This is a genomic window from Mycobacterium pseudoshottsii JCM 15466 (genome assembly GCF_003584745.1).
Lineage (GTDB): Bacteria > Actinomycetota > Actinomycetes > Mycobacteriales > Mycobacteriaceae > Mycobacterium > Mycobacterium marinum.
In genome coordinates, this window is the sequence record NZ_AP018410.1 from 1,245,319 (window position 1) to 1,268,229 (window position 22,911).

A 22,911-nucleotide genomic window follows, 5' to 3' on the forward strand; every position below is an offset into this window, starting at 1 on the left:
GGTGGCTGACCTTGCCGCGCGGCCACCTCAGCAGTGACTAGCTACCCGACGGTGAACTCGCGAGTCGTCGCGGTGAACGGTGTCAGCGCGCCGACCCCATTGCGCGCGGCCCCGTGGTGGACGATGCGGTATTGCCCAGGGGCGGTGTCGCAGGGGATCTCCCAGCGAATGCTGACCCGTGAGCCGGCTCGCCCTTGCCGTTCCCAGTGGAAGCTGGTCGACCAGTCGCCATCGTCGGCGACTCGCGCCCAGTCCTGGCCCTCGCGGCGCTGCACCTCGAGGTAGGTGTCGCCGCGGCGCAGATCATTGGAGGGCAGCGCGCTGACGAATGCGGCTTGCACCGCCTCACCGGGGCGGTAGCTGGCGGCGGGTTCGGCGATGACGGCTCCGAACGAACCGGTATCGGCGGGGGCGGCACGCCCCCAGCTCAGTGGCCGGGCAAGCCGCGGACGGGGACCGGGCGCGATCGGCCGACCGTCTCGCATCGCCTCGGCAAGGCCGGCCACGATCTGCATGAAGGCGGGCAGTTCCCATCGGCCAAAGAGCGTGCTGCCGCCCTCATAGCGCTGCTCCAGGTACTCCTCGGGCGTGGTCAGGTAATGGATGTAGGCATTGCAGTAGCCGACGCACAGGACGTCGGCCAGCTCGGCGCCGACGATCGAGGCCACGGTGCGCCGTAGCCGAAGCCCCGCGACCACGGTCGGCTCGCCCGGGATGCCGATGAGATAGAGCCGCCCGATGCGCACCAACTGCACAGGCGCAATTTCCTGGACGAACGGATGTACCCGGTTCGGCAGGCCCGCGGGTACCACGATGCCTTTGGGGGCCTGCGTCGCGCCGAGGGCCCCGGCCAATCGGAACATGGCCCCGGACAGCTTGTCCCAGAACAGGTTTTGGCCCTGGTGAAAGCCCTGGAAGCCCTTGCCTTCTTCGGTTCCGGCCATGCCACCGGCGCCGACGGTCGGAGACCCGGTGCGATGCTCCTGACCATCCGGTGTGAATTCGCCGCGCACCCGTACCGAGCTGAGATCGACATAGGTCAACCGGGCATCGATGCCGGTGCCGATGGATGTGGTGGCGCCCAATTGGGTGGAGGCATCCTCGAACTGGCGCAACCCAATCTGGCGGGTGTTCTCCAGAGCACATTGCGGCGCGGCGCCGGGCGGCAGCGGCCCGTCGACGTTCGGGCTCATGTCGCCGGGGTTGGTCTGCGCGAAAGCGGCGATGAAATCGGGCTGCCCGGCGAGGTAATCGGCGCCGCGGACGGTGCGTTCCCAGTGGTAGGCCGCGAAGCCCTTGTTGTCGCCGGAGATCATGCGGTTGCGGTTGGTCATGCTGGTGCCGTGGGTGGCGAAGAAATGGATGGCGCCCACGGTGTGCTCGCCCCGATCGATACGCACGAGCGTGGTTTGGGGGTCGATGCGGTTGGGGAAGAAAGCCTTGTCGGCCTCCGGGTTGCGGTCGAACGCCGATGGGGACCGGTTGATGCTCGCGCTGTGCAACTCGCCATGCGACAGCATCACCTCGGCGGGGGCCACGTCGTCATGGGCGTGGGTCACCGACTCGACGATTCCGTCGACGATCGCGGCAAAGGTCGCCGGCCGGAAACCGTTCGTCGTCAAGTTGTACATCAGGTATCCGCAGTACCCGCCGGGCCCGGCGTGCGTGTGCGTCGTGGTGATCAGGGTGTTCTGCTCGGTGTAGGTGTCGCCATAGGACTCCGCCAAGCGGCGCAGCACTTCGTCATTCACGTTTTGCATGGGCATCGGCAGCTCGGCCACCACCAACAGCAATCGTGGGTTCTCGTCTTGGGAATCATCGCGGAAGACAAACGCCCGTGACCGGAGCCGAAGATGGATGCCGGCGGTGCGCTGGTCGGACTTGCCGTATCCGAGCATGCCGCAATCGGCCGCCTCACCGGTGATGTCAGCGATGCCGCGTCCGACTGAAAGCATTGCCAAATCCTCATCCTCCACGACGCCGGCGAATTCACGGGCACTGGCAAAGTGCGGCCCGCGGGCATCCTATCCCCACCACAACGCGCCCCGCGCCGAGCGTGTGCCGGTGCTGGCCGGCCGCAGACCCCGTGACCAGACGTTGGCAGTAGGCCTAGCGTCATGGGAAACGCCGGGTGTGATTCTGGGAAGGACCGATGGAATCTCTCACGCTGGCCGATGGCCGGACACTGACGTATCTGACCTACGGCGATCCCGGCGGTCTGCCCGTCATCTTCAGCCATGGTTTCGCGGATTCGGCGGTGATCCGAAACCCCGACGACGATCTGACCGCATCACTGGGTGTGTGGATGATTGCCGCCGACCAGCCTGGTGTCGGAGGATCCACGCCCCGGCCCGGCCGCAGGATGGTGGATTGGGGTGCGGACATGGAGCAACTCGCTGATCACCTGGGTCTTGGCGCCTTTGCGGTCGCCGGCCACTCGGGTGGCAGCCCGCACGCGCTTTCGATCGCGGTGCGGCTGCCAGATCGAGTCACCCACGGCGTCCTGGCCGCACCGGTCGGGCCGTTGGACCAGGACGGGTTCGCCAAGCTGCTGGCCATGCGGGACCTCAGATACGTTGTCAGGCTTCGCCGCCTGCGGCGCCTGCTGAAGTGGATCTACCACATCGAAAGCAGGAAGGCCCAGCGCGACATCGGCGGCCACCTGGACAACATGGCCCATAGGGACGCCTCGGACGCGCCGACGTTGCTGTGCGACCCGCCGCAGCGGGCAATGTTTGAGGCCAACTTCATCGCCGGGACGCAGCAGGGCGGCGAAGGGCTCTACGAGATGACGCTGGCCCTGTGGGATTGGGGCTTCGAGCTCGAGGACGTGCGTGCGCATTTCGACGTCTTCTACGGAGACGCGGACGACATCATCTCGCCGGACATGCCAAGACGCGTCGCCGAACGGCTGCCCGACGCCACCGCGGGCGTTTGGCCTGGAGCCGGCCACTACGGTTTTGTCGACCGCACCCGCTGGTCGGAGTACCTGGACGCGCTTACCGATCGGGCACGGTAAGTCCGCCATGGCAACTCGGGCCGTCGCCCACAGCGATGTCATCGAGTTGGGCGACCGCAGTGCCTAGCTAGACTGACGTCGTGCTTATCGGTTCGCATGTCAGTCCGCAGGATCCGTTGGCCGCGGCTCAGGCCGAGGGCGCTGAGGTAGTGCAGATATTCCTGGGCAATCCGCAGAGCTGGAAAGCGCCCAAACCCCGTGAAGACGCCGCACAACTCAAGGCCGCCGCGCTGCCGATCTACGTGCACGCGCCCTACCTGATCAACCTGGCATCGGCGAACAACAAGGTGCGCATCCCTTCGCGCAAGATCCTGCAGCAGACCTGTGATGCGGCCGCGGACATCGGCGCGGCGGCGGTGATCGTGCACGGCGGCCACGTCGCCGACGACAACGACCTCGACGAGGGTTTCCAGCGCTGGCGCAAGGCGCTTGACCAACTGCAGACCGATGTTCCGGTGTATCTGGAGAACACGGCCGGCGGGGAGCACGCCATGGCGCGTCATTTCGACACCATCGCCCGGCTCTGGGACGTCATCGGCGACACCGGCATCGGATTCTGCCTGGACACCTGTCACGCGTGGGCGGCCGGTGAGCAGCTGGTTCATGGTGTGGACCGGATCAAGGCCGTCACCGGCCGGATAGACCTGGTGCACTGCAACGACTCCAGGGATGCCGCGGGATCGGGTCGGGACCGCCACGCCAATCTGGGCGCCGGGCAAATCGATCCGGAACTGCTCGTGGCGGCGGTACGCGCCGCGGATGCCCCAATCATCTGCGAAACCGCCGAAGAAGGCCGCAAGGATGACATCGCGTTCCTGCGGGAAAAACTCAACAGCTGATTTTCAGCAATTTTTTCGGCTTCGTTGGCGCGTAACCACGGCTAATGGCGCCTACGGTTAATCTGTGCGCCGCCATTTGTTCACGTTACTGGCCGTTCTGGTGGCGCTGGCCGGCTGTGGGCACCGGGGAGCACCGCCGCCCGCCGGCTTTGCCGAGGGCACCAGTTTCCACACGATCGATGTTGGCGGTGTCGATCGCACCTATCGGCTCTACCAGCCCGAGGGATTGCCCGCGGGTGCTGCGCTGGTGGTGATGCTGCACGGCGGGTTCGGCAATGCTCGCCAGGCCGAACGCTCCTACGACTGGGATGAGTTGGCCGACTCGGAGAAGTTCGTGGTCGTCTATCCGGATGGACTCAACAGGGCCTGGAACGTCAACGGCGGAGGCTGCTGCGGCCGGTCCGCGCGCGATGGCGTGGACGACGTCGCATTCATCGGTGCGGCGGTGGCCGACGTCGCCCACAACGTCGGCATCGACGCGAACCGGGTCTATGCCGCGGGGATGAGCAACGGCGCCATGATGGCCTACACCATGGCCTGTAACACCGGCATTTTCGCGGCGATCGGCCCGGTCTCGGGGACGCAGCTAGACCCGTGCCGGTCTCCACATCCGGTGTCGGTGATGCACATCCACGGCACCGGAGATCCGCTGGTTCGCTACGCGGGGGGCGCCGGGGCCGGCGCCGCCTCCCATATTGCGGGGCCGCCGGTGCCGGACCTGAATGCGTTCTGGCGCCACGTGGATCGGTGTGACGCGCCGGTCGCCACGGTCAGCGGTCTGGTTGCCACCTCCGTCGCAAGCTGTGCGAACAACCGCAGTGTGGTGCTGGTCAGCATCGATGATGGCGGCCATCGAGATGCTGTGGGAGTTCTTCGCCCTGCATCCCCGGTAGCCGGACCATCACCAGCATTACACCTTTTGTGCGGTTGTTGGAAAAATGTAACATTGATCGCATGTCAGATACCCATGTCGTCACCAACCAGGTTCCGCTGCTGGAGAACCACAACCCCGCGACGTCGCCGATGCTGGTCGAAGCGCTGATCCGGGAGGGCGGACAGTGGGGCCTGGAAGAGGTGAGTGAACTCGGTGCGATCTCGGGAAGCGCCCAAGCGCAGCGCTGGGGTGAGCTGGCCGACCGCAACCGGCCGATCCTGCATACCCACGATCGAGTCGGTCATCGCATCGACGAGGTGGAGTTCGATCCGGCGTACCACGAGCTGATGCGCACCGCGATCGGCCATGGCTTGCACGCGGCGCCGTGGGCCGATGATCGGCCGGGTGCCCACGTGGTGCGGGCCGCCAAAACCTCGGTGTGGACCGTCGAGCCGGGCCACATCTGTCCCATCTCGATGACCTATGCGGTGGTGCCCGCGCTGCGCTACAACCCGGAGCTGGCGGCGGTGTACGAACCCCTGCTGACCAGTCGTGAATACGACCCGGAACTGCGGCTGGCCAGCACCAAGCCCGGCATCACCGCCGGTATGTCGATGACCGAGAAACAGGGCGGCTCCGACGTGCGCGCCGGCACCACCCAGGCAACCCCGAACTCCGACGGCACCTACCGGCTCACCGGGCACAAGTGGTTCACCTCGGCCCCGATGTGTGACATCTTCCTGGTGCTCGCCCAGGCTCCAGGCGGACTGTCCTGTTTCATGCTGCCGCGCATCCTGCCCGACGGCACCCGCAACCGGATGTTCCTGCAGCGGCTCAAGGACAAGCTCGGTAACCATGCCAACGCCTCCAGCGAGGTCGAATACGACGGCGCTACCGCGTGGCTGGTCGGGGAGGAGGGGCGCGGAGTCCCGACCATCATCGAGATGGTCAACCTCACCCGGCTGGACTGCACCCTGGGCAGCGCCACCAGCATGCGTTCCGGGCTGACCCGGGCGATGCATCACGCCCAGCACCGCAAGGCCTTTGGCGCCTACCTGATCGATCAGCCGCTGATGCGCAATGTGCTGGCTGACTTGGCGGTGGAGGCCGAGGCCGCGACGACCGTGGCCATACGCATGGCCGGTGCCACCGACAAGGCGGTGCGCGGTGACCAGACCGAGGCGCTGTTCCGCCGCATCGGATTGGCGGCCAGCAAGTATTGGGTGTGCAAGCGTTCCACGCCGCACGCCGCCGAAGCGCTGGAATGCCTGGGCGGCAACGGCTACGTGGAAGAGTCCGGCATGCCGCGGCTGTACCGCGAAGCGCCCCTGATGGGGATTTGGGAAGGGTCGGGCAACGTCAGTGCGCTGGACACGTTGCGTGCCATGGCAACTAAGCCCGAATGCGTCGAGGTGCTCTTCGATGAACTGGCGCACAGCGCGGGCCAGGATGCCCGCCAGGACAACCACGTCGAGGGGCTGCGGCGCCAACTGGGTGACCTGGAAACCATTGGCTACCGGGCCCGCAAGATCGCCGAGGACATCTGCCTGGCGCTGCAGGGATCGCTGCTCATCCGGCACGGGCATCCGGCGGTGACCGAGGCGTTCCTGGCCACCCGGATCGGCGGTCAGTGGGGTGGGGCATTCGGGACCATGCCCACCGGCCTGGATCTCGCGCCCATCCTCGAACGTGCCCTGGTCAAGGGCTGAGCCCCGAGATGACACATGCCATCAGGCCGGTCGACTTCGACAACCTGAAAACGATGACCTACGAGGTCACCGACCGGGTTGCCCGGATCACCTTCAATCGGCCCGAGAAGGGCAATGCGATCGTCGCGGACACCCCATTGGAGCTCTCGGCGCTGGTGGAGCGCGCCGATCTTGACCCGGCGGTGCACGTCATTCTGGTGTCCGGCCGGGGCGAGGGATTCTGCGCGGGATTTGACCTGTCGGCCTATGCCGAGGGGTCGTCCTCATCCGGCGCCGAGGGCGGCTATCGCGGAACGGTGCTCGACGGCAAGGCCCAGGCCGTCAACCACTTACCCAATCAGCCCTGGGACCCGATGATCGACTATCAGATGATGAGCCGGTTTGTGCGCGGGTTCTCCAGCCTGATGCATGCCGACAAGCCGACCGTGGTAAAGATCCACGGTTACTGCGTTGCGGGCGGCACCGACATCGCGTTGCACGCCGATCAGGTGATCGCCGCCGCCGACGCGAAAATCGGCTACCCGCCGACGCGGGTATGGGGTGTTCCGGCGGCGGGCCTATGGGCACACCGGCTCGGTGACCAACGCGCCAAACGGCTGTTGTTCACCGGCGATTGCATCACCGGTGCGCAGGCCGCCGAGTGGGGCCTCGCGGTCGAGGCCCCCGACCCCAAGGACCTGGATGAGCGCACGGAGCGCCTGGTCGAGCGGATCGCCGCGCTGCCGGTCAATCAGCTGATCATGATCAAGCTGGCGCTCAACTCGGCACTGCTGCAGCAAGGGGTGGTCAACAGCCGGATGCTCAGCACGGTGTTCGACGGCGTGGCTCGGCACACCCCCGAGGGGCACGCCTTTGTCGCCGACGCGGTCGAGCATGGCTTCCGGGATGCGGTGAAGCATCGAGACGAGCCGTTCGGAGACTACGGCCGCCGGGCGTCTTCGGTTTGAGAAGGGTGCCACCGTGGCGGCGATGACAGCGCGATCAGTGGTGCTCAGCGTTTTGCTGGGTGCTCATCCCGCTTGGGCCAGTGTCAGCGAATTGATCAGGCTCACCGCCGATTTCGGTATCAAGGAGACGGCTCTGCGGGTCGCCCTGACCCGCATGGTCAGCGGCGGCGACCTGATCCGCTCGGCCGATGGCTATCGCCTCTCGGATCGGTTGCTGGCGCGCCAAGCGCGGCAGGACGAGGCCATGCGCCCGCGGGTGCGGCCGTGGCAGGGGAACTGGCACCTGGTGATTGTGACCAGTGTCGGCACGGATGCGCGAACCCGTGCTGCGCTGCGAACAACCATGCACGACAAGCGTTTCGCAGAACTGCGCGAAGGGGTATGGCTGCGTCCCGACAATCTCGACCTGGAACTGGCCGCCGACGTCGCCGAGCGGGTGCGGATGCTCACGGCGCGTGACGACGCCCCGGCCGAGTTGGCCGGGCAACTGTGGGACCTGACCGAATGGGCTGGGGTAGGTGACCGACTGCTCGGCGAGATGGCCGAAATGGCAGAGGCAGCAGACATTCCGGGACAGTTCGCCCTGGCCGCGGCGATGGTGCGCCACCTGCTTTCGGATCCGATGTTGCCCGAGGAGCTGCTGCCCGCGAAGTGGCCGGGGGCTCAGCTTCGTAGCGCCTACCACGACTTCGCCACTGAACTGGCGAAACGCCGCGGCACAAACCAACTCCTGGAGGCGAAGTGAGTGATCTAGTACAGGTCGAGCGCAACGGTCCGGTAACCACCGTGATCATCAACCGGCCGCAGGCGCGCAACGCGGTCAACGGTCCGACGGCTGCCGCGCTCTACTCGGCATTCGCCGAATTCGACCGGGATGAATCCGCTTCGGTGGCCGTCTTGTGCGGAAATGGCGGAACCTTCTGCGCGGGAGCGGATTTGAAGGCTTTCGGCACCGCGGAGGCCAACGCCGTGCACCGGACGGGTCCGGGCCCGATGGGCCCGTCGCGAATGATGCTGTCCAAGCCGGTGATCGCCGCGGTCAGTGGCTACGCGGTGGCCGGGGGACTGGAGCTGGCGTTGTGGTGCGATCTGCGGGTGGCCGAACAGGACGCGGTATTCGGCGTGTTCTGTCGGCGGTGGGGAGTGCCGCTCATCGACGGCGGCACGGTGCGGCTGCCGCGGCTGATCGGCCACAGCCGGGCGATGGACATGATCCTTACCGGTCGTGCGGTGCAGGCCGACGAGGCGCTGGCAATCGGGTTGGCGAATCGGGTGGTACCCAACGGACAAGCCCGGCAAGCGGCCGAGGAGTTGGCGGCCCAGCTGGCGGCGCTGCCGCAACAATGCCTGCGATCGGATCGCCTCTCAGCGCTTCAGCAATGGGGCTTGCCCGAATCCGCGGCTCTCGATCTGGAATTCGCCAGCATTTCCCGAGTGGCCGCCGAGGCCTTGGAGGGGGCCGGGCGCTTCGCCGCGGGTGCCGGTCGCCACGGCGCCCAGGCGAGCCACGACTGAGCGCAACCCGTTGAGCCGCCGGGCGGGCGCCGCATCGGGTTGCGTGCTGGGTGAACTCAGACGGAGGTGGTGGCCGGTGCCGGCGTGGGCCACGGCTGCGGAGCTGGCCGTTGGCGGACAACCTGGGGCCACCAGAACCACTTGCCCAGCAGGGCCGCAATCGACGGTGTCATAAACGATCTGACGATCAGGGTGTCGAACAGCAGGCCCATGCCGATAGTGGTGCCGACCTGAGCCATCACGGTCAGTTCACTGACCGCAAACGACATCATGGTGAAGGCGAACACCAGTCCGGCCGCGGTCACCACCGACCCGCTGCCGCCCATCGCACGGATGATGCCGGTGTTGATTCCGGCGTGGATCTCCTCCTTGAGCCGGGCAACCAGCAGCAGGTTGTAGTCCGCGCCGACGGCCAGCAGGATGATGACCGCCATCGCCAGCACCAACCAATGCAGTTCGATGCCGAGGATGTGTTGCCAGATCAGCACCGACAGCCCGAACGAGGCGCCCAGCGACAAGACCACCGTGCCGACGATCACCGCGGCCGCAACGACGCTGCGGGTGATGATCAGCATGATGATGAAGATCAGGCAGAGCGCGGAGATGCCGGCGATCATCAAGTCGAAGGTATTGCCGTCGGACAGGTCCTTGAACATCGCCGCCGTACCGCCGAGGTAGATCGTGGATCCCTCCAGCGGCGTGCCCTTGATGGCTTCCTTGGCGGCGGTCTTGATCTTGTCGATGTGGTTGATGCCCGCCTGGCTCATCGGGTCGCCCTCATGGCTGATGATGAACCGCACGGCGTGCCCGTCCGGGGACAGGAACTGTTCCAGCCCCCGTTTGAAGTCGGGGTTGTTGAAAACCTCGGGAGGCAGATAAAAGGAGTCGTCGTTGCGCGACGAGTCGAAGGCCTCGCCCATCGCGGACGAATCCTCCTGCATCGCGGCCATCTGATCCTGCAGCCCTTGCTGGGTGGAGTGCATGCTCAGCATCTGGGCCTTCATGCTTTTCATGGTCTGGATCATCTCGGGCATCATCGCCGTCATCTGGGGCATGAGCGTGTCCAGGCGTTCCATCAGCGGCAGCAGATTGTTGATGTCTTCGGTCATCAGGTCGACGCCATCGAGGGTGTCGAACACAGACCGTAGCGACCAGCAAACCGGGATGTCGAAGCAGTGCTTCTCCCAGTAGAAGTAGCTGCGGATCGGGCGGAAGAAATCGTCGAAGTCCGCGATGTGGTTACGCAACTCCTCGACGTCGACCACCATCCCCTTCATCTGGATGACCATCTGGTGGGTGACATCGGCCATCTGCTGGGTGAGATCGTGCATCCGCTCCATCTGGTCGATGTTGGTCTGAATGTCGTTGACCTGCTGCAGCATGCTGGTGGTCAGGTCTTGGTTGTACTTCTCGGTCAGCTTTTGACTGGTGCCCTGCATGCTGATCAAAAACGGGATCGAGGTGTGCTCGATCGGCTTGCCGTCCGGCCGCGTGATGGCCTGCACGCGGGATATCCCCTCGACGCCGAAGATGGCCTTGGCGATCTTGTTGATCACCAGGAAGTCAGACGAATTACGCATGTCATGGTCGCTTTCGACCATCAGGACTTCGGGGTTCATCCGGGCCTGGGAGAAATGGCGTTCCGCGGCCGAATAGCCTTCGTTGGCGGGTAGGTCGGCGGGTAGGTAGTTGCGGTCGTTGTAGTTGGTCTTGTATCCGGGCAGGGTCAGCAGTCCGACCAGCGCCAGGGCCACCGCGCCGATCAGGATGGGGCCGGGCCAGCGCACGATGGCGGCCCCGATCTTGCGCCAGCCCCGGACCCGGGCCATTCGCTTGGGCTCGAGCAGCTTGCCGAACCTGCTCATTACGGCGATCAGCGCCGGACCCAGGGTCAGCGCGGTGGCGACGACGATGACCATGCCGATCGCCAGTGGGACACCGAGGGTCTGGAAGTACGGAAGTCGGGTGAAGCTCAAGCAGAAGGTGGCACCGGCGATCGTCAGACCTGAGCCCAGCACGACATGGGCAGTGCCGCCGAACATGGTGTAGTAGGCCGATTCTCGGTCCTGACCGAGCCCGCGCGCTTCCTGATATCGGCCGATCAGGAAGATGGCGTAGTCGGTGGCGGCCGCGATCGCCAACACCACGAGCAGGTTGGTCGCGAAGGTCGAGAGCCCAATGATCCGGTGGTAACCAAGGAATGCCACGCCCCCACGGGTGGCGAGCAACCCGAGGACCACCATGGTCAGCATGATCGCCGCCGTGATGATCGACCGGTAGACCAGCAGCAGCATCACGATGATCACCGTGAACGTGACCATCTCGATCAACTGCAGGCTGCGGTCGCCGGCCAGCTGCTGATCGGCGACCAGCGCGGCCGAACCGGTGACATACACCTTGACGCCGGGTGGCGCCTGCAGGCTGTCGACGATTGTCTTCACCGCTTCCACCGACTCGTTGGCCAGGGATTCGCCCTGGTTGCCGGCGAGCTTCACCTGCACATAGGCGGCCTTGCCGTCGCCGCTCTGTGCACCTGTCGCGGTCAGCGGATCGCCCCAGAAGTCCTGCACCGACTGGACGTGCTTGGTGTCGGCGCGAAGCTTGGTGATCATCTTGTCGTAGAACTTGTGGGCGGCGGCGCCGAGCGGCTCCTGGCCTTCCAACACGATCATCGCCGCGCTGTCGGAGTCGCCCTCGCGGAACACTTTGCCGATGTGTTTCATCGAGATCATCGACGGCGCGGCGTCGGGGCTCATCGACACCGCCTGCATCTGCCCGACTACTTCCAGTTGCGGCACAACGCTATTGAGGACGGCGATGAGCAACACCCAGCCAAGGATGAGCGGCACTGCGAAGGTGCGGATCATCCTCGGGATGAACGGTCGGGGCGGGTGTTCGGCCGGTGGGACCACGTCGGTCGGCGTGTCGGTCGTGGTCGCGGTCATGCGGACTTCACAAAGCAGTAGGTCAGGGCGTCCACGCCGGTTGCGGTCCTCTCGTCCTTCACCACGTCATCGACGATGATCCGGCATCTGATCGAACTGCCATTGCCTTGGGCCAGGATGTTGGGGGCGGCCGACGGTGCCGTGGTCTGTAAGGTGAGCGACCACGGCAGCGAGGCGCCGTCGATGCGCTGCGGCTTCGCGTCCAGATCCAGGTAGTTGATGTTGGCGTAGCTACCGGAGCCCGAGATCTCGTACTTCACCACCTTGGGGTCGTACGGTTCGGGGTCGTTGGCGAAGACCTTCGGCGTCACCAAGATGCCATCGGCCCCAAAGAAGGTCCGGATTCGCTGGACCGTGAAACCGGCGATCGCGACCACAACCAGAATGAGCAGCGGTATCCACGCACGCTTGAGAATGCCAATCATCGTCTTCCCCGAGGAATCTTGCAGATGGGCTTGCCGACCCGAAGCGGTCCGCTTCGATCGCCTTGCCCGGTGGTGAAGCCTGGAGCGCTCATCGGTGGCTTCCCCTCCTGCGCATGAAGTTGTTGTAGACCTACCGGGCAGTCTAGATGAAATCTACTAAGGTTTCAGAGTACAGTGAAATTTGTGAGCGTCAACGAGGGTGTCGATCGTGCCGGCACCGAGGCTGACATTATGGAATTCGTCGAGCAGATGGGCGGATATTTCGAGTCCAGCGGTCTGACTCGGTTGGCGGGCCGATTGCTGGGCTGGCTATTGGTGTGTGATCCCGAGCGCCAATCCTCAGAGGAACTGGCGACTGCGTTGGCGGCCAGTAGTGGTGGGATCAGCACCACTGCCCGGATGCTGATCCAATTCGGGTTCATCGAGCGACTCGCGGTCGCCGGGGATCGGCGCACCTTTTATCGGTTGCGGCCCAACGCCTTCGCGGCAGGCGAGCGTGAGCGTCTGCGAACCATGGCCGACCTGCAGAACCTGGCGGACACCGGCCTCAAGGCACTGGGTGGTGCCCCGCCGGAGCGAAGCCGACGCCTGCATGAAATGCGGGACCTGTTGGCGTACATGGAGAAAGTCCTCGCCGGTGCCCTGGGGCGTTACGGCCAGTGCGGCGAAGAGGGGGACGCCTGAGCGCCAACTTCGGCCCTGCTCGGGCCGCTCGTCGCGCGGTGGGCCCGCGTCAGCCCTTCTCGATGTTGTTGCCCGACCCGATGTTGTCGACTTTGGGTTCGCCCGCCTTGTAGGTGATCGTGTTGTCGATGCCCAAGACGGTGAGTCGCTGATCGATCTTGTCGAAGGTGATCTTGTTGTTGGTCCCGCCGATGGTCACCGTCGCGCAGGTGCCGGTCACGGTCAGGTTGTTCTCCGAGCCGGCGACATTCAACGACTTGCCGTCGGCGCAGTCGAGGGTGGCCGTGGTCCCGATCGATCCGTAGTTGAGCATGTTGCCGATTTCGATCGACGCGGTCGTGGTCGGGCCGCCGGAGGTGGTCGGCGCCGCGGTTGGGCCGCTCGTCGGCGTGGCTGACCCGGAGGTGCTGGAGGGCCCGGGGGGACTGGCGGTCTCACTGCAGCCGGCCAGCCCGAGAACTGTTGGGACGGCGATCGCCGTCAGCGCGATCGCGGCCAGTCGGGGCATCGGTAGGTGGGCGCGCATGGGCTCCTCAATTCCTAGGCGGGGGAGGGGACGATTACTTGGTGTGGCCTCAGGGGCCTACTCGCTGAAGCCGGTTTACCATGCCCAGCTCACGGCCACGATCCCAGATGAACGGATCGCCGTTGTGGAAGAACACCGTTTCGTCCCAGCCGTAGGCGGTGATGTCGTTGACCACGGTGTCGGCCACGACCGTGTTGGACGAACCCATAACCGTGACCGCCCAACAGGTTCCCTTCGCGGTGATGATGTTCCCCGTGCCGTTGACGAACAACGTGGAGTCGTTGCAGTCCAGCGTGCGCACGATGCCTTCCCCCGTGACATGGGTGTCACCGTTTTTGGCATTCGCGACCGGCGGCGGGGCAGTTGACAGGACAGCCACGGCGAGCGCGCTGGTCGCCAGCGATCCGGCGGCGGTTGTCCATTTCACTGCGGGCCCCCTTCGTCGGGCGCGTCTTCGCACTTGATTGAGCCGTGTACTCAGCCTAGGTGTACCGGCCGGCACGGCGACAGCCCTTCAACGGATTTTGCACCGGCTTCAACCGGTGCGGCCTCGGCTTTGCCCGGGCGACCTCCGACACCGCCTCATCGGGCCCGGTCGTTGTGGGTCCGGTCAACTAGAGTCATTAGTTCAACTGCAGTTCGCCGCGCAGCGGCGGCGACCAGCTCCAGTGCAATTGAAGGGCGATAGTCATGGCAGCTTCGGCGGAAGGGCCGTCTGCGGCTGGGTGCCCGCGGGCCGCGAAATCTACGTCGCGCCCCGCCAAGCTGAGCCGCGATGCCATTGTCGACGGTGCCCTGACCTTCCTGGATCGAGAGGGCTGGGATTCGCTGACCATCAATGCGCTCGCGACTCAGTTGGGGACCAAGGGGCCATCGCTGTACAACCACGTGGTCAGCCTCGAGGACCTGCGTGGTGCGGTGCGGGTCCGGGTGATCGACGACATCATCATGATGCTGAACAGGGTCGGCGAGGGGCGTTCGCGCGATGACGCGGTGCTGGTCATGGCCGGTGCATATCGCAGCTATGCCCACCACCACCCCGGTCGGTACTCGGCATTCACCCGGATGCCTCCGGGCGGCGAAGACCCCGAGTACGCCGCCGCGACCAGGGCCGCCGCCGCGTCGGTGATCGCCGTGTTGTCCTCATATGGCCTCGAAGGCGAGCAGGCTTTCCACGCTGCGCTGGAGTTCTGGTCGGCACTGCACGGGTTCGTGCTGCTCGAAATGACCGGTTTGATGGAAGAGATCGACACCGACGCGGTCTTCTCCGACATGGTGCTGCGCCTGGCGGCGGGGATGGAAAAGCGCATCTCGCATACCGGCGCGGAATCGCTCTGACGTCGCCCGATGATCTTGGGTGCCGGCCCGCGGCTCGAGTGTCTCGCGGGTGGGGTGGGGCCGGGCCGAGGGCGCTTGATTGGCTGTTCTATGGTCAGTTCAGCCGCCGCTTTGACCTGCCTAACCGCAGGCGGGTATTGTGGTTGTTCGTGCCTGGCGGCCTACAGCGCCTGACGTGAGGGCGTGGATGCCGGGCCAATTCGCATGTCCATGTTTTTGGCGGCCAAGCGGATTGAGTTCGGGGCCATCGTATGCAACACACCCGGCCGCGGGGTGCAGCTGCGGGGCATAACTGCAGTACAGGAACTTCAAAATAGCGCGGGCAGTGTTACGGGGCCCGCAGCAAACGTGAACAGCGAGAAAGAAAGCCGGTAGATGCCAACCATTCAGCAGCTGGTCCGCAAGGGTCGTCGGGACAAGATCGGCAAGGTCAAGACCGCGGCTCTGAAGGGCAGCCCGCAGCGCCGTGGCGTATGCACTCGCGTGTACACCACCACCCCGAAGAAGCCGAACTCGGCGCTTCGGAAGGTTGCCCGTGTGAAGCTGACGAGTCAGGTTGAGGTCACGGCCTACATCCCGGGCGAGGGCCACAACCTGCAGGAGCACTCGATGGTACTCGTTCGTGGTGGCCGGGTGAAGGACCTTCCCGGTGTGCGTTACAAGATCATCCGCGGTTCGCTGGACACCCAGGGAGTCAAGAACCGCAAGCAGGCTCGCAGTCGCTACGGCGCCAAGAAGGAGAAGAGCTAATGCCGCGCAAAGGGCCCGCGCCCAAGCGTCCGCTGGTCAACGACCCCGTCTACGGGTCCCAGCTGGTCACGCAACTGGTGAACAAAGTCCTGTTGCAGGGGAAGAAATCGCTCGCTGAGCGCATTGTTTATGGTGCGCTCGAGCAGGCGCGCGACAAGACCGGCACCGATCCGGTCATCACCCTCAAGCGGGCTCTCGACAACGTCAAGCCCGCGCTGGAAGTTCGTAGCCGCCGCGTCGGTGGTGCGACCTACCAGGTGCCCGTCGAGGTGCGGCCGGACCGGTCGACCACGCTGGCGCTGCGCTGGCTGGTCGGCTACTCGAGGCAACGCCGGGAGAAGACCATGATCGAGCGCCTGGCGAACGAGATCCTGGATGCCAGCAATGGCCTGGGTGCCTCCGTCAAGCGGCGTGAGGACACGCACAAGATGGCCGAGGCGAACCGCGCCTTTGCGCACTACCGCTGGTAAGAGTCCTGGGGCGAGCTGTCGGAGCAAACCCGGCGGCAACTGATAGCTAACTAAGCAACCGAAAGAGTGGGAAGACTTCTGTGGCACAGAAGGACGTGCTGACCGACCTGACCAAGGTCCGCAACATCGGCATCATGGCGCACATCGACGCTGGCAAGACCACGACGACCGAGCGCATCCTCTACTACACCGGTATCAGCTACAAGATCGGTGAGGTGCACGACGGCGCCGCCACCATGGACTGGATGGAACAGGAGCAGGAACGCGGGATCACCATCACCTCCGCGGCCACCACCTGTTTCTGGAACGACAACCAGATCAACATCATCGACACCCCGGGCCACGTCGACTTCACCGTTGAGGTGGAGCGCAGCCTGCGTGTGCTCGATGGTGCCGTGGCCGTGTTCGACGGCAAGGAAGGTGTCGAGCCGCAGTCCGAGCAGGTGTGGCGCCAAGCCGACAAGTACGACGTCCCGCGCATCTGCTTCGTCAACAAGATGGACAAGATCGGCGCCGACTTCTACTTCTCCGTGCGCACCATGGAGGAGCGGCTGGGCGCCAACGTCATCCCGATCCAGCTGCCGGTCGGTTCCGAGGGCGACTTCGAAGGCGTCGTGGACCTGGTCGAGATGAAGGCCAAGGTGTGGAGCGCCGACGCCAAGCTCGGCGAGAAGTACGACGTCGTCGACATCCCCGCGGACTTGCAGGAGAAGGCCGACGAGTACCGCACCAAGCTGCTCGAGGCCGTCGCCGAAACCGACGAAGCGCTGCTGGAGAAGTACCTCGGCGGCGAAGAGCTCACCGAAGCCGAGATCAAGGGCGCGATCCGCAAGCTGACCATCACCTCGGAGGCCTATCCGGTGTTGTGTGGCAGCGCGTTCAAGAACAAGGGTGTGCAGCCGATGCTGGACGCCGTCATCGACTACCTGCCCTCCCCGCTGGACGTGCCGGCCGCCATCGGCCACGTGCCGGGCAAAGAGGACGAGGAGGTCGTGCGCAAGCCCTCGACCGACGAGCCATTCTCGGCGCTGGCATTCAAGGTCGCCACGCACCCCTTCTTCGGCAAGCTCACCTACGTCCGGGTGTACTCGGGCAAGGTTGACTCTGGCAGCCAGGTCATCAACTCCACCAAGGGCAAGAAGGAACGTCTGGGCAAGCTCTTCCAGATGCACTCCAACAAGGAGAACCCGGTGGAGACCGCGTCGGCGGGTCACATCTACGCGGTGATCGGCCTCAAAGACACCACCACCGGTGACACGCTGAGCGATCCGAACAACCAGATCGTGCTCGAGTCGATGACCTTCCCCGATCCCGTTATCGAGGTCGCGATCGAGCCCAAGACCAAGAGCGACCAGGAGAAGCTCAGTCTGTCGATCCAGAAGCTCGCCGAGGAGGACCCCACCTTCAAGGTGCACCTGGATCAAGAGACCGGCCAAACCGTCATCGGCGGTATGGGCGAGTTGCACCTGGACATCCTGGTGGACCGCATGCGCCGGGAATTCAAGGTCGAGGCCAACGTCGGCAAGCCGCAGGTCGCCTACAAGGAGACCATCAAGCGGCTGGTGGAAAAGGTCGAGTTCACCCACAAGAAGCAGACGGGTGGCTCCGGTCAGTTCGCCAAGGTGCTGATCAGCATCGAGCCGTTCACCGGCGAAGACGGTGCAACTTACGAATTCGAGAGCAAGGTCACCGGTGGTCGTATCCCGCGGGAGTACATTCCGTCGGTCGACGCCGGTGCGCAGGATGCGATGCAGTACGGCGTCCTGGCCGGCTACCCGCTGGTGAACCTGAAGGTCACCCTGCTTGACGGCGCCTTCCACGAGGTCGACTCCTCGGAAATGGCATTCAAGATCGCTGGTTCACAGGTGCTCAAGAAGGCCGCGGCAGCGGCGCACCCGGTGATCCTGGAACCGATCATGGCCGTCGAGGTCACCACGCCCGAGGACTACATGGGCGATGTGATCGGCGACCTGAACTCCCGCCGTGGTCAGATTCAGGCCATGGAGGAGCGGAGTGGTGCTCGCGTCGTCAAGGCGCACGTGCCGCTGTCGGAGATGTTCGGCTATGTCGGCGACCTGCGGTCCAAGACTCAAGGCCGTGCGAACTACTCCATGGTGTTCGACTCGTACGCCGAAGTTCCGGCGAACGTGTCGAAGGAGATCATCGCGAAGGCGACGGGCGAGTGAGCCACGAGCACGGAGCCCAGCAGTAGGTAAAGGCCGGCAAGCCGGGAGCCTGGCGGTATGAGTTGGGAACCCGAGCAAGGCACCAGGGTGGCAGGGAGTAACCTGGCTCGGTTACTCCGCGGCATAAGTGAAAACATCAACAACACACTGCTTTTTTAAGCACCAACAGTCCAGGAGGACACAGAAGTGGCGAAGGCGAAGTTCCAGCGGACCAAGCCCCACGTCAACATCGGGACCATCGGTCACGTTGACCACGGCAAGACCACGCTGACCGCGGCTATCACCAAGGTGTTGCACGACAAGTACCCGGAGCTGAACGAGTCGCGCGCGTTCGATCAGATCGACAACGCGCCCGAAGAGCGTCAGCGTGGTATCACCATCAACATCTCCCACGTGGAGTACCAGACGGAGAAGCGGCACTACGCCCACGTCGATGCTCCGGGTCACGCCGACTACATCAAGAACATGATCACCGGTGCGGCTCAGATGGACGGCGCGATTCTGGTGGTTGCGGCCACCGATGGTCCGATGCCGCAGACCCGTGAGCACGTGCTGCTCGCTCGCCAGGTGGGTGTGCCCTACATCCTGGTCGCGCTCAACAAGTCTGACGCGGTCGACGATGAGGAGCTGCTCGAGCTGGTCGAGATGGAGGTCCGCGAGTTGCTGGCCGCCCAGGAGTTCGACGAGGACGCACCGGTGGTGCGAGTATCGGCGCTCAAGGCGCTCGAGGGCGACCCGAAGTGGGTCGAGTCCGTCGAGCAGCTGATGGACGCGGTGGACGAGTCGATCCCGGACCCGGTCCGCGAGACCGATCGCCCGTTCCTGATGCCCGTCGAGGACGTCTTCACCATCACCGGCCGCGGCACCGTGGTTACCGGTCGTGTGGAGCGCGGCATCATCAACGTGAACGAGGAAGTCGAGATCGTCGGCATCCGTCCGACCAGCACCAAGACCACGGTCACCGGTGTGGAGATGTTCCGCAAGCTGCTGGACCAGGGCCAGGCCGGTGACAACGTCGGTCTGCTGCTGCGTGGTATCAAGCGTGAGGACGTCGAGCGCGGTCAGGTCGTCGTCAAGCCCGGCACCACCACACCGCACACCGAGTTCGAGGGCCAGGTCTACATCCTGTCCAAGGACGAGGGCGGTCGGCACACGCCGTTCTTCAACAACTACCGTCCGCAGTTCTACTTCCGCACCACCGACGTGACCGGTGTGGTGACGCTGCCGGAGGGCACCGAAATGGTGATGCCCGGTGACAACACCAACATCTCGGTGAAGCTGATCCAGCCCGTCGCCATGGACGACGGTCTGCGCTTCGCGATCCGTGAAGGTGGCCGCACCGTCGGCGCCGGCCGGGTCGTCAAGATCATCAAGTAGATCCAACCGGATCCAGCACCAGTCAAAACCAGGCCCGGATAGCCGAGATCGGCTATCCGGGCCTGGTTTTTGTCTGCCCGCCGCCGAATTGCCTGCACCAGAACCGGATCACCTTTGCCGCCGTGCAACGTGCGCGGTCGGCGGCCATCGATCGCGGCACCGGCGCCACCCGACGGTCGTGTTTGGTCTTCGCCCAGTTCAAAGGGCGCTAATCTGGCATCAATTTCCCGGCGACCCGAGGAGAACAAGATGCTGGCGCGCTACCTGAAGATGCAGTTGCTGGTGCTGCTTTGCGGCGGTCTGGTCGGGCCGATTTTCCTGATCGTCTACTTTGCCCTCGACGTGGGCAGCCTGTTGTCGTGGATGTTGTATGTGGGCCTGCTCATCACCGTGGCCGATGTGTTGATTGCGCTGGCGCTGACCAGTTTCGGCGCGAAATCGGCGGCCAAGTCCGCTGAGCTCGAGCAGAGCGGAGTGTTGGCGCTGGCCCAAATCACCGGCCTGACCGAGACCGGCACCCGGATCAACGACCGCCCCCTGGTGAAGGTCCACCTGCATATCTCGGGTCCTGGGATCGCGGCGTTCGACAGCGAAGACCGGGTCATCGCCAGCGTGACCCGCCTCGGCAACCTCACCGCGCGCAAACTCGTCGTGCTGGTCAACCCCGCCACTCGGGAATACCTGATCGACTGGGAGCGCAGTGCGCTGGTCAACGGCCTGGTCCCGGCACAGTTCACCGTCGCAGAAGACAACAGGACATACGACCTCAGCGGACAGGCCGGTCCGTTGATGGAGATTCTGCAGATCCTCAAGGCCAACGGGATTCCGCTAAACCGGATGGTGGACATCCGATCGAATCCGGTCCTGCGCCAACAGATCCAAGCGGTGGTGCGCCGTGCGGCCCAGCAGCAGATGCCCGCGGGTGCGGCCCAGCCGAGTGCGACCCCACAAGCCTCCATCGCCGAGCGCCTCCAAGAGCTGGAATCGCTGCATGCCAGTGGGGCGCTGAACGCGCAGGAGTACGCCAGCAGGCGTGCCCAGATCATCTCCGAGATCTGAGCCGAATCCTGGCGCCCCGCCAGGCGCGTCGGGCCGGTGGCGTGCCGGACGCCACGACATGCCAGCGCCGGCGGGCGCGTTAGAACACGTTTCAGTTTCGCTGCTAGCCTGACATTCGGCGAGAGGGGTGTACGTGGCTGCACAGACTGGATCACTGGATGGACGGGTGGCCTTAGTCACCGGGGCCGCGCGCGCAGGGGCGATCGCATGCGGTGCGGTTGGCGCGCGAGGGTGCCGACATCATCGCCATGGACATCTGCGGACCGGTATCCGAGAGCATCACCTACGCACCGGCCACCGCGGCAGACCTCAGCGAGACGATCCGCGCGGTGGAGAGCGAAGGTCGCAAGGTACTAGCGCGCCAGGCGGATGTCCGCGACAGTGCGGCGTTGCAGCAACTGGTCGCCGATTGGGTCGAGGAATTCGGTCGGCTTGACGTGGTGGTAGCCAATGCCGGGGTGTTGGGCTGGGGCAGGCTCTGGGAACTCACCGATGAGCAGTGGGACACCGTGATCGGCGTCAACCTCAGCGGCACCTGGCGAACGCTGCGCGCGGCGGTGCCCGCGATGATCGAGGCTGGCAATGGCGGGTCGATCATCGTCGTCAGCTCGTCGGCAGGTTTGAAGGCCACACCGGGCAACGGTCACTATGCGGCGAGCAAGCACGGGCTCGTGGCGCTGACGAACACCCTGGCCATCGAACTCGGCGAGTACGACATCCGGGTCAACTCCATTCATCCGTACTCGGTCGAGACGCCGATGATCGAGCCGGACGTGATGATGCAGGTATTCGGCGAGCATCCCCGCTTCTTGCATAGCTTCCCGCCAATGCCATTGCAGTACAAAGGTTTAATGACCTCCGAGGAGGTCTCCGATGTCGTGGTCTGGCTGGCCGGCGACGGCTCTGGCACGCTGAGCGGGGCACAGATCCCCGTTGACAAGGGCGCCTTGAAGTACTGACACGCCATCGTGTATGAACACCACGTGACCAGTAGTGAAGGTGTGACCCAGGATCCCGGCGCCACGGCGGCCAACGGGATTGTGATCATCGGCGGCGGGCTGGCGGCCGCCCGCACCGCCGAGCAGCTGCGTCGGGCCGGCTATGAGGGTCAGCTCACGATCGTCAGCGACGAGGTGCACCTGCCCTATGACCGACCGCCGCTGTCCAAAGAGGTGCTGCGCAGTGAGGTCGACGACGTGTCGCTCAAGCCACGCGAGTGGTACGACGAGAAGGGCATCACCCTGCGGCTGGGCTCGGCGGCAACCGGCTTGGACACCGCCGCGCAAACCGTGACGCTGGCCGACGGGACGGTGCTCGGCTACGACGAGCTGGTTATCGCAACCGGATTGGTGCCCCGGCGCATTCCGGCCTTCCCCGAACTCGAGGGCATTCGGGTGCTGCGCTCGTTTGACGAATGTATGGCGCTGCGCAGCCACGCCTCGGCCGCCAAGCGCGCGGTCGTGATTGGTGCCGGTTTCATCGGGTGTGAGGTGGCGGCCAGTCTGCGTGGTCTCGGGGTGGAGGTGGTGCTGGTCGAACCACAGCCAACGCCGCTGGCGGCGGTGCTCGGCGAGCAGATCGGCGAGCTGGTGGCGCGGCTGCATCGTAGTGAGGGCGTCGATGTTCGCACCGGGGTTGGGGTGGCTGAGGTCCGCGGCGACGGCCATGTCGACACCGTGGTGCTGGCCGACGGCACGCAACTCGACGCCGATCTGGTGGTTGTCGGCATCGGTTCGCACCCGGCGACCGGGTGGCTCGACGGTAGCGGCATCGCGGTCGATAACGGCGTGGTTTGTGACGCCGCCGGACGTACCAGCGCGCCCAACGTGTGGGCGCTCGGTGATGTTGCATCCTGGCGGGATCAAATGGGACACCAAGTCCGCGTGGAACATTGGAGCAATGTAGCCGATCAGGCACGGGTAGTGGTGCCGGCGATGTTGGGGCGCGAAGTGTCCTCGAACGTGGTGGTGCCCTACTTCTGGAGTGACCAGTACGACGTCAAGATCCAATGCCTTGGTGAGCCGCATTCGACCGATGTGGTGCACCTGGTCGAGGACGACGGACGAAAGTTCCTTGCCTACTACGAGCGTGATGGTGTGCTCGTTGGCGTGGTCGGTGGCGGGGTGCCGGGCAAGGTCATGAAGGTACGTGCCAAAATCGCCGCCGCCGTGCCCATCTCCGAGATGCTGGACGAATCGCAGGGCTAGACATCCGCGCGGATACCGGCGCCTGGCGCCGGCCCGGGTGG

19 protein-coding genes and 2 pseudogenes are annotated in these 22,911 nt (G+C 64.9%); 16 read left to right on the forward strand and 5 right to left on the reverse strand.

Features of this window, described 5'->3' with window-relative positions; all coding sequences use genetic code 11:
* Nucleotides 1-41 precede the first annotated feature (41 nt).
* Complete coding sequence (locus MPSD_RS05615; RefSeq protein ID WP_015354659.1) at nucleotides 42-1,955, reverse strand: neutral ceramidase; 1,914 nt, start codon at nucleotides 1,953-1,955, stop codon at nucleotides 42-44.
* A gap of 197 nt (nucleotides 1,956-2,152) precedes the next feature.
* Between MPSD_RS05615 and MPSD_RS05620 the strand changes: the two genes are divergently transcribed.
* From MPSD_RS05620 to MPSD_RS05650, 7 genes and pseudogenes are all read left to right on the forward strand, one after another.
* Entirely contained in the window at nucleotides 2,153-3,019 is an 867-nt protein-coding gene (locus tag MPSD_RS05620) for an alpha/beta fold hydrolase (protein ID WP_020788586.1), read from the forward strand.
* An 80-nt stretch (nucleotides 3,020-3,099) separates the two neighbouring features.
* Nucleotides 3,100-3,858, forward strand: a complete 759-nt coding sequence (locus tag MPSD_RS05625; protein ID WP_012392911.1) for a deoxyribonuclease IV — start codon at nucleotides 3,100-3,102, stop codon at nucleotides 3,856-3,858.
* Between the two features lie 64 nt (nucleotides 3,859-3,922).
* Nucleotides 3,923-4,751: pseudogene (locus tag MPSD_RS05630) on the forward strand (extracellular catalytic domain type 1 short-chain-length polyhydroxyalkanoate depolymerase).
* 61 nt (nucleotides 4,752-4,812) lie between these two features.
* Nucleotides 4,813-6,441, forward strand: coding sequence for an acyl-CoA dehydrogenase family protein (locus tag MPSD_RS05635; protein ID WP_086085434.1), 1,629 nt, complete (start codon nucleotides 4,813-4,815; stop codon nucleotides 6,439-6,441).
* An 8-nt stretch (nucleotides 6,442-6,449) separates the two neighbouring features.
* On the forward strand, nucleotides 6,450-7,388 hold the full coding sequence (locus MPSD_RS05640) for a crotonase/enoyl-CoA hydratase family protein (RefSeq protein ID WP_012392914.1): 939 nt from the start codon (nucleotides 6,450-6,452) through the stop codon (nucleotides 7,386-7,388).
* A 13-nt stretch (nucleotides 7,389-7,401) separates the two neighbouring features.
* Nucleotides 7,402-8,133 (forward strand): PaaX family transcriptional regulator C-terminal domain-containing protein, encoded by a 732-nt coding sequence (locus MPSD_RS05645; RefSeq protein WP_020788582.1) that lies wholly within the window; start codon nucleotides 7,402-7,404, stop codon nucleotides 8,131-8,133.
* Nucleotides 8,130-8,903, forward strand: coding sequence for a crotonase/enoyl-CoA hydratase family protein (locus MPSD_RS05650; protein ID WP_012392916.1), 774 nt, complete (start codon nucleotides 8,130-8,132; stop codon nucleotides 8,901-8,903). Before MPSD_RS05645 ends, MPSD_RS05650 begins: the two co-directional genes overlap by 4 nt.
* A 56-nt stretch (nucleotides 8,904-8,959) precedes the next feature.
* On the opposite strand, the gene MPSD_RS05655 is transcribed toward MPSD_RS05650, so the two are convergent.
* Both MPSD_RS05655 and MPSD_RS05660 read right to left on the reverse strand, forming a co-directional pair.
* Nucleotides 8,960-11,848 carry an MMPL/RND family transporter gene (locus MPSD_RS05655; RefSeq protein ID WP_020788581.1) on the reverse strand — a complete coding sequence of 963 codons (2,889 nt, stop codon included), beginning with the start codon at nucleotides 11,846-11,848 and terminating at the stop codon, nucleotides 8,960-8,962.
* Entirely contained in the window at nucleotides 11,845-12,273 is a 429-nt protein-coding gene (locus MPSD_RS05660; RefSeq protein ID WP_086085433.1) for an MmpS family transport accessory protein, read from the reverse strand. The genes MPSD_RS05655 and MPSD_RS05660 overlap by 4 nt, the downstream gene beginning before the upstream one ends.
* A 183-nt stretch (nucleotides 12,274-12,456) precedes the next feature.
* Here MPSD_RS05660 and MPSD_RS05665 point away from each other — a divergent pair, with 183 nt between their 5' ends.
* The gene (locus tag MPSD_RS05665) at nucleotides 12,457-12,957 is read left to right on the forward strand and encodes a GbsR/MarR family transcriptional regulator (RefSeq protein WP_012392918.1); all 501 of its coding nucleotides are present in this window, start codon (nucleotides 12,457-12,459) and stop codon (nucleotides 12,955-12,957) included.
* A 49-nt stretch (nucleotides 12,958-13,006) separates the two neighbouring features.
* On the opposite strand, the gene MPSD_RS05670 is transcribed toward MPSD_RS05665, so the two are convergent.
* Nucleotides 13,007-13,483 carry a DUF3060 domain-containing protein gene (locus tag MPSD_RS05670; RefSeq protein ID WP_012392919.1) on the reverse strand — a complete coding sequence of 159 codons (477 nt, stop codon included), beginning with the start codon at nucleotides 13,481-13,483 and terminating at the stop codon, nucleotides 13,007-13,009.
* A gap of 49 nt (nucleotides 13,484-13,532) precedes the next feature.
* Nucleotides 13,533-13,910, reverse strand: coding sequence for a DUF3060 domain-containing protein (locus MPSD_RS05675; protein ID WP_012392920.1), 378 nt, complete (start codon nucleotides 13,908-13,910; stop codon nucleotides 13,533-13,535).
* 263 nt (nucleotides 13,911-14,173) lie between these two features.
* Between MPSD_RS05675 and MPSD_RS05680 the strand changes: the two genes are divergently transcribed.
* The 8 genes and pseudogenes from MPSD_RS05680 to MPSD_RS05715 all read left to right on the forward strand — a co-directional run bounded on the left by MPSD_RS05680 (nucleotide 14,174) and on the right by MPSD_RS05715 (nucleotide 22,870).
* Nucleotides 14,174-14,821, forward strand: a complete 648-nt coding sequence (locus tag MPSD_RS05680; RefSeq protein ID WP_086085432.1) for a TetR/AcrR family transcriptional regulator — start codon at nucleotides 14,174-14,176, stop codon at nucleotides 14,819-14,821.
* A 375-nt stretch (nucleotides 14,822-15,196) separates the two neighbouring features.
* Nucleotides 15,197-15,571, forward strand: a complete 375-nt coding sequence (rpsL, locus tag MPSD_RS05685; RefSeq protein WP_003879423.1) for a 30S ribosomal protein S12 — start codon at nucleotides 15,197-15,199, stop codon at nucleotides 15,569-15,571.
* Nucleotides 15,571-16,041 (forward strand): 30S ribosomal protein S7, encoded by a 471-nt coding sequence (gene rpsG / locus MPSD_RS05690; protein ID WP_012392921.1) that lies wholly within the window; start codon nucleotides 15,571-15,573, stop codon nucleotides 16,039-16,041. The genes rpsL and rpsG overlap by 1 nt, the downstream gene beginning before the upstream one ends.
* 80 nt (nucleotides 16,042-16,121) lie before the next feature.
* Entirely contained in the window at nucleotides 16,122-18,227 is a 2,106-nt protein-coding gene (gene fusA, locus MPSD_RS05695) for an elongation factor G (protein WP_012392922.1), read from the forward strand.
* Between the two features lie 186 nt (nucleotides 18,228-18,413).
* Nucleotides 18,414-19,604, forward strand: a complete 1,191-nt coding sequence (tuf, locus tag MPSD_RS05700) for an elongation factor Tu (RefSeq protein WP_011739036.1) — start codon at nucleotides 18,414-18,416, stop codon at nucleotides 19,602-19,604.
* 249 nt (nucleotides 19,605-19,853) lie between these two features.
* Entirely contained in the window at nucleotides 19,854-20,663 is an 810-nt protein-coding gene (locus MPSD_RS05705) for an SHOCT domain-containing protein (protein WP_020788578.1), read from the forward strand.
* A 133-nt stretch (nucleotides 20,664-20,796) separates the two neighbouring features.
* Nucleotides 20,797-21,622 (forward strand): annotated as a pseudogene (locus MPSD_RS05710) (mycofactocin-coupled SDR family oxidoreductase).
* A 9-nt stretch (nucleotides 21,623-21,631) separates the two neighbouring features.
* A complete protein-coding gene (locus tag MPSD_RS05715; RefSeq protein WP_020788576.1) occupies nucleotides 21,632-22,870 on the forward strand; it encodes an NAD(P)/FAD-dependent oxidoreductase in 1,239 nt (412 codons plus the stop codon).
* Nucleotides 22,871-22,911 lie beyond the last annotated feature (41 nt).

What these genes read in the sequence shown, in the direction of transcription:
- MPSD_RS05615 (WP_015354659.1), bottom strand. Translation starts at nt 1,955, where the DNA reads ATGCTTTCAGTCGGACGCGGCATCGCTGACATCACCGGTGAGGCGGCC.
- MPSD_RS05620 (WP_020788586.1), top strand. Translation starts at nt 2,153, where the DNA reads ATGGAATCTCTCACGCTGGCCGATGGCCGGACACTGACGTATCTGACC.
- MPSD_RS05635 (WP_086085434.1), top strand. Translation starts at nt 4,813, where the DNA reads ATGTCAGATACCCATGTCGTCACCAACCAGGTTCCGCTGCTGGAGAAC.
- MPSD_RS05640 (WP_012392914.1), top strand. Translation starts at nt 6,450, where the DNA reads ATGACACATGCCATCAGGCCGGTCGACTTCGACAACCTGAAAACGATG.
- MPSD_RS05655 (WP_020788581.1), bottom strand. Translation starts at nt 11,848, where the DNA reads ATGACCGCGACCACGACCGACACGCCGACCGACGTGGTCCCACCGGCC.
- MPSD_RS05660 (WP_086085433.1), bottom strand. Translation starts at nt 12,273, where the DNA reads ATGATTGGCATTCTCAAGCGTGCGTGGATACCGCTGCTCATTCTGGTT.
- MPSD_RS05670 (WP_012392919.1), bottom strand. Translation starts at nt 13,483, where the DNA reads ATGCGCGCCCACCTACCGATGCCCCGACTGGCCGCGATCGCGCTGACG.
- MPSD_RS05680 (WP_086085432.1), top strand. Translation starts at nt 14,174, where the DNA reads ATGGCAGCTTCGGCGGAAGGGCCGTCTGCGGCTGGGTGCCCGCGGGCC.
- rpsL (WP_003879423.1), top strand. Translation starts at nt 15,197, where the DNA reads ATGCCAACCATTCAGCAGCTGGTCCGCAAGGGTCGTCGGGACAAGATC.
- rpsG (WP_012392921.1), top strand. Translation starts at nt 15,571, where the DNA reads ATGCCGCGCAAAGGGCCCGCGCCCAAGCGTCCGCTGGTCAACGACCCC.
- MPSD_RS05705 (WP_020788578.1), top strand. Translation starts at nt 19,854, where the DNA reads ATGCTGGCGCGCTACCTGAAGATGCAGTTGCTGGTGCTGCTTTGCGGC.